Origin of the sequence: Arthrobacter sp. UYCu712 (assembly GCF_040547005.1) — a bacterium.
GTDB lineage: Bacteria > Actinomycetota > Actinomycetes > Actinomycetales > Micrococcaceae > Arthrobacter.
Genome location: NZ_JBEPOZ010000010.1, coordinates 136,091 through 143,733, shown reverse-complemented (window position 1 = coordinate 143,733; position 7,643 = coordinate 136,091). Strand labels below are relative to the sequence as shown.

The following is a 7,643-nucleotide window of genomic DNA, read 5'->3' as shown; positions in this document are numbered from 1 at the left end:
TCCACTCTAAAGACCGAGTTCTACGACCGCCGCCGCTGGGCAACCAGACACGAGGCAATCCGGGCTACGGGCCGCTGGATCGAGGAGTTCTACAATCGTGCCCGGCTGCATTCAGCACTGGGCTACACCACACCCGTGGAACACGAACGATTCCTCGCCATAACAAAACCTCAGCCGGCACAAGCCGCCTGATCAACTGTCCACGATTTGCGGGCAACCCCAACAGCGTGCTGAACGGTTTATGCCAGGGAACTCTTGGGTCTGGCCACATGGGGGTTCGATTCCCTCTCAGCTCACAGCGGCAACATTCCGCTCCAATTTCCGGCCGAAGCCGGGCCGGAGCCGATCCCTACACCGAGTCCGGCCGCTGGTCACCCTTGTGGCTGCGCAGGTTCTCCTGCACCTTGCCGAACAAATCCTTGATAGTCGACTCCGTGTTGGTGAGCATGTCCGGCTGGACGTAGACCAGCTGGGTCGGGGGCAGGCTGTAATTGGACGGCAGGCCGCCCGTACCGTCCACCCCTTCCAGCGCGATGGTCACGCCGCCCTCCTTGCGCGCAATGGCGGCGATCCGGCCGAAGACCACGGTGAATCCGTCCGGCTCGAAGCTCACGGTCAGTCCGACATGTGTCCGGTTAAGGTCGCTTGCTGCGACGGCCTTCTCGTTACCGGTCCCTGCATAGCTCATGTCCGTCTCCCGACAGTTGGTGGCGTTGGTGGGGTTGTACGCGAGCAGTCTACGTCTGAGCCCGGAGACCGGGTAGGGGCCCGACGTCTCCGGCGCTCCGATACCGGACCGGGGCGGCCCTGGTGGAGAATGCGTTCATGACCAATGACGATCTTCGGCCTGTCTACTTCCTGTCGGACAGCACCGGCATCACCGCGGAAACGCTCGGCAACACCTTGCTGACGCAGTTCCCCGCTAATAACTTCGACCGCATCACGGTCCCCTTCATCACCACCGTCGATCAGGCCAGGACGGTGGTCGGCACCATCGACAAACTGGCCACCACCGGCCTGCGGCCGATCGTCTTTTCCACCGCCGTCAGCAACGACATCCGCCAGGCCCTGGCCAAATGCAAGGGAATCATCGTGGATCTCATCGGGACACATGTGGGACAGCTGGAGCAGGCCCTCGGCTCGGCGGCCAGCGGCGAACCGGGCCGGGCCCATGGCCTGGGCAACGCGGAGCGGTACCAATCCCGGATGGCCGCCGTCGAGTACGCCATGGAGCACGACGACGGCCAGAGCCTGCGCGCGCTGGAAAAGGCGCAGGTCATCCTGGTGGCACCGTCCCGCTGCGGAAAAACCCCCACCACCATGTATCTGGCGCTGCAACACGGCATCTTCGCCGCGAACTTCCCGCTGGTGGACGAGGACTTTGAACGTGAGGGCCTCCCCAAGCCGCTACGGCCTTTCGTTGAGAAGTGTTTCGGCCTCTCCTCCAACCCCCTGCGCCTGAGCCAGATCCGCACCGAACGCCGCCGCGGCTCGCCCTACGCGTCGCTGCGGCAGTGCGGCTTCGAACTGCGCAGCGCCGAGCAGTTGTACATCTCCCACGGGATTCCGTACCTGAATTCGGCCACGGTGTCGGTGGAGGAAATGGCCGCCACCATCCTGCAGCGCATGAACCTCAAACATTAGGGAAAAGTTTCACAAGCTCGGTGTGACGCAGCCCGTGTGGAAACCCGGGCGGAGACGTGTCAATGTGGACAAGAATCGCGCCCTGCAACGGTCATAACCTCACGCTGGGCGGAACATCTGCATGCCATCATCTGCAAAGGAGCAGCAACCATGACGACAGACATCCTGTGGTTCTCAGAACTCGGACTCAAGGACCTGGACCGGGTAGGCGGGAAGAACGCCTCCCTGGGTGAGATGGTGCAGAACCTGACCTCCGCCGGCGTCCAGGTCCCGGACGGTTTCGCCACAACAGCGGACGCCTACCGCAGCTTCCTGGCGGATTCCGGCCTGGACCAGAAGATCGCGGACCGGCTGGTCGGCCTGGACACCGATGACGTGACGGCCCTCGCCGCGGCCGGGCAGGAAATCCGCACCCTCATGCGCGAGACCCCCTTCCTGCCGGACTTCGAGACGCAGATCCGGAATGCCTACCAGCAGTTGGTGGACAAGCACGGGGGCTCCGAGGACCTTTCCTGGGCCGTCCGTTCCAGCGCCACGGCGGAAGACCTGCCCGACGCCTCCTTCGCCGGGCAGCAGGAAACCTTCCTGAACGTCCGCGGCATCGAGAACATCCTGCTCGCCATCAAGGACGTGTTCGCGTCCCTCTACAACGACCGGGCCATCGCCTACCGTGTGCACCACAAGTTCGAGCACGCCGAGGTGGCGCTCTCGGCCGGCATCCAGCGGATGGTGCGCTCCGATGTCGGGGCCTCCGGTGTCATGTTCACCATGGACACCGAGTCCGGGTTCCAGGACGCCGTGTTCGTCACGTCCTCCTACGGCCTGGGCGAGGCCGTCGTCCAGGGCGCCGTGAACCCCGATGAGTTCTACGTGTACAAACCCGCGCTGCAGGCCGGCCGCCCCGCCATCCTCAAGCGCGGGCTGGGCGAGAAGGCCCTCCAGATGACCTACACGAGCAGCCGCGAGATCGGCCGCACCATCGACTTCGTCCCGGTTGAGGCCTCGTTGCGGAACCGCTTCAGCCTCAGCGACGACGACGTCGAGCAGCTCGCCCGGCACGCCGTCGCCATCGAGAACCACTACGGCCGTCCCATGGACATCGAATGGGGCAAGGACGGGACCGACGGCGGCCTGTACATCCTGCAGGCCCGCCCGGAGACAGTGCAGTCCCGCCGGGCCTCCGGCAGCCTGAGCCGTTTCCGCCTCAACGGCACCGGCCGGGTACTGGTCGAGGGCCGCGCCATCGGCCAGCGCATCGGTGCCGGCAGCGTCCGTATCCTCACCGCGATTGACCAGATGGCCGCTTTCAAGACCGGCGATGTCCTCGTCGCCGACATGACCGACCCGGACTGGGAACCGATCATGAAGCGTGCCTCCGCCATCGTGACCAACCGCGGCGGACGCACCTGCCATGCGGCCATCATTGCCCGGGAACTGGGGATTCCCGCCGTCGTCGGCACCGGGGACGCCACGGACGCCCTGTCCGACGGACTCGAGGTAACCGTCTCCTGCGCCGACGGCGAGACCGGCACCATCTACGAAGGACTCCTGGACTTCAGCGTCGAGGAAACCGAGATCGCCCAGCTACCTGAGGCCCCGGTCAAGGTCATGATGAATGTCGGCACCCCGGAGCAGGCGTTCACCTTCGCGCAGCTGCCCAACCACGGAGTGGGCCTGGCCCGGCTGGAATTCATCATCAACCGCCAGATCGGCATCCACCCCAAGGCGCTCCTGAACCTGGACAGCCAGCCGGCGGACGTGGCCGCGGACATCCGGGAACGGATTGCCGCGTACGACGGCCCGCGCGACTACTACATCAAGCGCCTGGCCGAAGGGGTGTCCACCATCGCGGCGGCCTTCGCGCCGGAACCGGTGATTGTGCGCATGTCCGACTTCAAGTCCAACGAGTACGCCAACCTGATCGGCGGACCCGCCTACGAACCGCACGAAGAAAACCCGATGATCGGCTTCCGCGGCGCCTCGCGGTACCTGGAGCCGTCCTTCCGGGACTGCTTCGACCTTGAGTGCGAGGCTTTGTCCTTCGTCCGCAACGAGATGGGGCTGACCAACGTCAAGCTGATGATCCCGTTCGTGCGGACCCTGGACGAGGCCCGCGGCGTCATCGAGCTGCTGGCGGAGAACGGCCTCACCCGCGGCGAGAACGGACTTGAGGTGATCATGATGTGCGAGATTCCGTCCAACGCGCTGCTCGCCGACGATTTCCTGGACTACTTCGACGGATTCTCCATCGGCTCCAATGACATGACCCAGCTGGCACTGGGCCTGGACCGGGATTCCGCGATTGTCGCGGGCGGCTTCGATGAACGGGACCCTGCCGTCAAGAAGCTCCTCAGCATGGCCATCAAGGCCTGCAAGGAGCGCGGCAAATATGTCGGCATCTGCGGCCAGGGGCCCAGCGACCACGCGGACTTCGCCGAGTGGCTGGTCGAGGAAGGCATCGATTCCGTGTCCCTGAACCCCGACACCGTGGTGGATACCTGGCTCCGGCTCGCCGGCGCGGCAGGCGGCGCCGATGTCGGTGCCGCAGCCGGCGCAGAGGCGCACTGACCGTACATCGCTGGAAAAGGACGGGCGGGACACCAGATGGGCAGCGCGGTCTATGAATTCCAGACCGTGTGGCGGGTGGCCGGCGCAGCGGAGGACGTGGCGGATGTCCTCGGCGACGCCGCCAGCTTCCCCCGCTGGTGGCCCGCCGTCTATCTCCGCGTCGAACCGGCAGCCGGCGCCGGGGGAAGCCCCCGGCCCGGCATCCCCCGGCCCGTCCGGCTGCACACCAAAGGGTGGCTTGCCCTATACGCTCCGCTGGACGCTGACGGTCACCGAGCCCGTCACAAGCTGCGGTTTCGCCCTCACCGCGCGCGGGGACCTGAACGGGACCGGACGCTGGACGTTCGAGCAGGACGGACCGGAAACAGTCATCACCTACGACTGGCGCGTCAGTGCAGCCAAGCCCCTGCTGCGGCGCCTGGGCTGGCTGCTGAAACCGGCCTTCGCGGCCAACCACCGCTGGGCCATGGCCCGGGGCGAGGAGAGCCTGGCCCTGGAGCTGCGGCGCCGCCGGCACGCGGGTGATCCGGAGGCCGTTCCGTTGCCTCCGGCCCCAACGTTCCGGCGGCTGGCCCGCCGCCCCGCCTAGCGGCTGGACGCCTGCACAACAAAAGGCCGCCTCCACCGTGAGTTGGTCCATTGAGGGACGGATGCTTGCCGGGGTTAGCTAGGTCACAACAGCGTTTCCCGCCACTGACCTCCAGGAACCATCGTGACTTTGCAGCAGAACCGGGCCACCCAAAACCCCGCCCGTTGGGACGACGTCCAGATTGGTGACCGCGTCCAGCTCCGGCGGAACGGCCACCGTGAGTACCTCGGAAAGGTGGACGACAGGACCGCCGACGGCGCCGTCGTGTGGGTCATGTCCGACGGCGGCAACCGGCAGCTGTTCCACGTGTCCGATGGCTACCAACTGACCGCAGCCGATTCCGAAGGGACCCCTCATGAGGACAACTAACGCCACCGGCTTCGCCGGAACACAGACGCACGATAACGCCCGCGGGCTGCCCGCCCGCGCCAAGGCGCGGCCCGCGATCAATGACTCGTGCCCTGAGGATTGCCACTATTGCTGGGGGCCGGAGACGGACTAGCGGTCGGCCCTCCCCGGTTCCCCGGTAGACTTGGGGAACCGCCGCCACGACGAGCTTCGAGGGAGGACCCGTGCGCCCACAAACCGCCCGGACACCCTTCCATGCCGTCCGCTCGGCCATGCTCGCCACCGCCACCGTGACGCTGGCGGCAGGCGCCCACGTGCTGGCCGGTGGCCAGCTTCCCGGCCCCGGCATCCTGCTCGCCATCCTCGCCTTGACGTGCCTCGCGACGACGACTGCCACCCGGTTCCGTCTCAACATGGCGGCGATGGCGGGCCTGCTGGGCGCCGGGCAGCTTGTGCTGCACGAACTGTTCACCGCTCTCGGTTCCGCGTCCGGCCCGGCCGGATCCGCCGGGTCAGGCGCCCAGGCGCACCACCAGCACGCCTTCAACGTCCCGCTCCCGGCGGAACAGCTCCAGCCGCACGACCTGGACTCCCCGCTGGCCCTCGCGATGCTCACCGGGCACACGGTGGCAACCATCGCGTGCGCCCTGCTTCTCGCCAAGGGTGAGAACGCCTTGTGGTCGCTCGCGGCGTGGCTGCGCCCCCTGGTCCAGCTCCCCACTCCGGTAACGGCCGACGCCGTCGCGGCGCCGGCCGTGCCCGGCTGGCCGGCGGACGCTGCGCCCCTGCCCTGGCGGAACCTCCGGCCCGATTGCCGCCGCGGCCCGCCCGCCGTCGTCGTCTATTCCTGACCTTCCTCATTGGCCGCGGCCAATCCTGCCGAAAACACGGCGGGGTTTTTGCCGGCCCCTCCCGCTTTTGCGCGCCGCTGCAAAGCCCGCGCACGCCCGAAAGGCCCCCACTCATGAAGACCTCCCAGAAATCGACCCTCCGCCGACGCACCCTCTCCGCCACGGCCGTGGCAGGCGGTACTGCCGCCCTGATGCTCGCCGGCATCACCGGCGCCTCGGCACACGTCGGCGTCACTCCGGACAAGACCGCCGCGAACTCCTATGCCCTGCTCACCTTCGGCATTCCGCACGGCTGCGACGGATCCGCGACGACCAAAATGACCATCACCCTGCCGGCCGAGCTCAACGATGCCCAGCCCACCGTGAACCCGAACTGGACCGCGGAAAAAGTGGTCCAGCACCTGCCCGAACCGAAGAAACTGGCGGACGGCACGTCCATAACCAAGCGGACCAGCCAGATCGTCTACACCGCAAAGGCACCGCTGAACCCGGAGTTCCGGGACGCCCTGGTGCTGTCCGTGAAGCTGCCTGACACCGCGGGGAAGACCCTGTACTTTCCGGCCCTGCAGAACTGCGAACAGGGACAGACGGACTGGGCCGAGATCCCCACGGCCGGCAAGGACGCGCACTCCCTGAAGGCACCCGCCCCCTCCGTTGCGGTCACCGCAGCCGCTGCCGAGGACGACGGCCACAGCGCCCATCCGGCGGCCGCTGCCGGCACCGCTGCGCCCGCCGACGGCGCCACCCCGGCCGCCGCGGTGACGGACGACGGCGCCACCGCCCGGAGCTGGGCGGGCCTTGTGGCCGGCCTCGGGGGCCTGGCGCTCGGCGGCGCCGCCCTTATGCGGAGCCGGGGCTCCCGGGCCGCGACCGCGCAGGCTCCGGCGCCGAAAGAGTAGCTGACCTCGGTTGATGCCCGGAAATCACAATCCGGGCATCAATCGGGCGCTGCCGCCGTGGCATTGTTGACTCAGGCAATGGCAGGCATAGGGTTTGAGCCATGAGGTCTCAGCGCATCAATCATGGACTGGTCATCACGGCAGCGACTGCCGCGTTCCTGCTTAGCGGCTGCGGGGCCGCCACCGGGCAATCCCAGAACACCGGGACATCAACGCCCTCGGCCAGCGCAACGACCAGCGCGTCGAGCGCGGCGCCTGCCCCCGCATCCTCCGCACCATCCTCGGCTGCCGCCACCCAGGCGGGCCCGGCGTTGTGCAAGGCTGCGAACCTGAAAGGCAGCACGGATGCCGCCGGCGGCGGCGCTGCCGGCAGCGTCTATATGGAGTTGATCATGACGAACTCCGGCGCCGAACCCTGCCTGCTTAAGGGCTTCGCCGGTGTCTCACTCACTGCGGACGCCAACGGCGAGCCGATCGGTGCGCCTGCGAGCCGTGACGAGTCGACGCCGGTCGCCGACGTGCTGCTCGCGCCGGGCAAGGCAGGCACCGCGACCCTGCGGTACACGCAGGCCGGCAACTTCCCGGACTGCGCCAAAACGCCGGCCGCCGGGTTCCGAATCTACCCGCCGGAGGACACCGCATCCCTGTTCGTTGCAGATCCCCGCGATGCCTGCGACAACACGGGCATTGATTTGCTGACAATTGGGGCTTTCCAGGCCAAATAGCATCTACTGCCCGGCGATC

General features: G+C 67.3%; 9 protein-coding genes. 8 read left to right on the top strand and 1 reads right to left on the bottom strand.

The window, feature by feature from the left end:
* Window positions 1–192: integrase core domain-containing protein (locus ABIB51_RS12235; RefSeq protein ID WP_354188315.1), on the top strand; the 192-nt coding region annotated here is incomplete at its 5' end.
* A gap of 157 nt (window positions 193–349) precedes the next feature.
* Here the strand turns inward: ABIB51_RS12235 and ABIB51_RS12230 are convergent.
* On the bottom strand, window positions 350–688 hold the full coding sequence (locus ABIB51_RS12230) for a hypothetical protein (RefSeq protein ID WP_354188313.1): 339 nt from the start codon (window positions 686–688) through the stop codon (window positions 350–352).
* A gap of 137 nt (window positions 689–825) precedes the next feature.
* Here ABIB51_RS12230 and ABIB51_RS12225 point away from each other — a divergent pair, with 137 nt between their 5' ends.
* The 7 genes from ABIB51_RS12225 (at window position 826) to ABIB51_RS12195 (ending at window position 7,624) form a co-directional block, all read left to right on the top strand.
* A complete protein-coding gene (locus ABIB51_RS12225; RefSeq protein WP_354188311.1) occupies window positions 826–1,644 on the top strand; it encodes a pyruvate, water dikinase regulatory protein in 819 nt (272 codons plus the stop codon).
* A 150-nt stretch (window positions 1,645–1,794) separates the two neighbouring features.
* On the top strand, window positions 1,795–4,212 hold the full coding sequence (ppsA, locus tag ABIB51_RS12220) for a phosphoenolpyruvate synthase (RefSeq protein ID WP_354188309.1): 2,418 nt from the start codon (window positions 1,795–1,797) through the stop codon (window positions 4,210–4,212).
* Window positions 4,213–4,450: 238 nt separating this feature from the next.
* Window positions 4,451–4,801 carry an SRPBCC family protein gene (locus tag ABIB51_RS12215; protein WP_354188307.1) on the top strand — a complete coding sequence of 117 codons (351 nt, stop codon included), beginning with the start codon at window positions 4,451–4,453 and terminating at the stop codon, window positions 4,799–4,801.
* A 123-nt stretch (window positions 4,802–4,924) separates the two neighbouring features.
* Entirely contained in the window at window positions 4,925–5,170 is a 246-nt protein-coding gene (locus ABIB51_RS12210; RefSeq protein ID WP_354188305.1) for a hypothetical protein, read from the top strand.
* Between the two features lie 203 nt (window positions 5,171–5,373).
* Complete coding sequence (locus tag ABIB51_RS12205; RefSeq protein WP_354188303.1) at window positions 5,374–6,000, top strand: hypothetical protein; 627 nt, start codon at window positions 5,374–5,376, stop codon at window positions 5,998–6,000.
* A 113-nt stretch (window positions 6,001–6,113) separates the two neighbouring features.
* Window positions 6,114–6,899, top strand: coding sequence for a YcnI family copper-binding membrane protein (locus tag ABIB51_RS12200; protein ID WP_354188301.1), 786 nt, complete (start codon window positions 6,114–6,116; stop codon window positions 6,897–6,899).
* Window positions 6,900–7,000: 101 nt separating this feature from the next.
* Window positions 7,001–7,624 (top strand): DUF4232 domain-containing protein, encoded by a 624-nt coding sequence (locus ABIB51_RS12195; RefSeq protein WP_354188299.1) that lies wholly within the window; start codon window positions 7,001–7,003, stop codon window positions 7,622–7,624.
* Window positions 7,625–7,643: the final 19 nt, after the last annotated feature.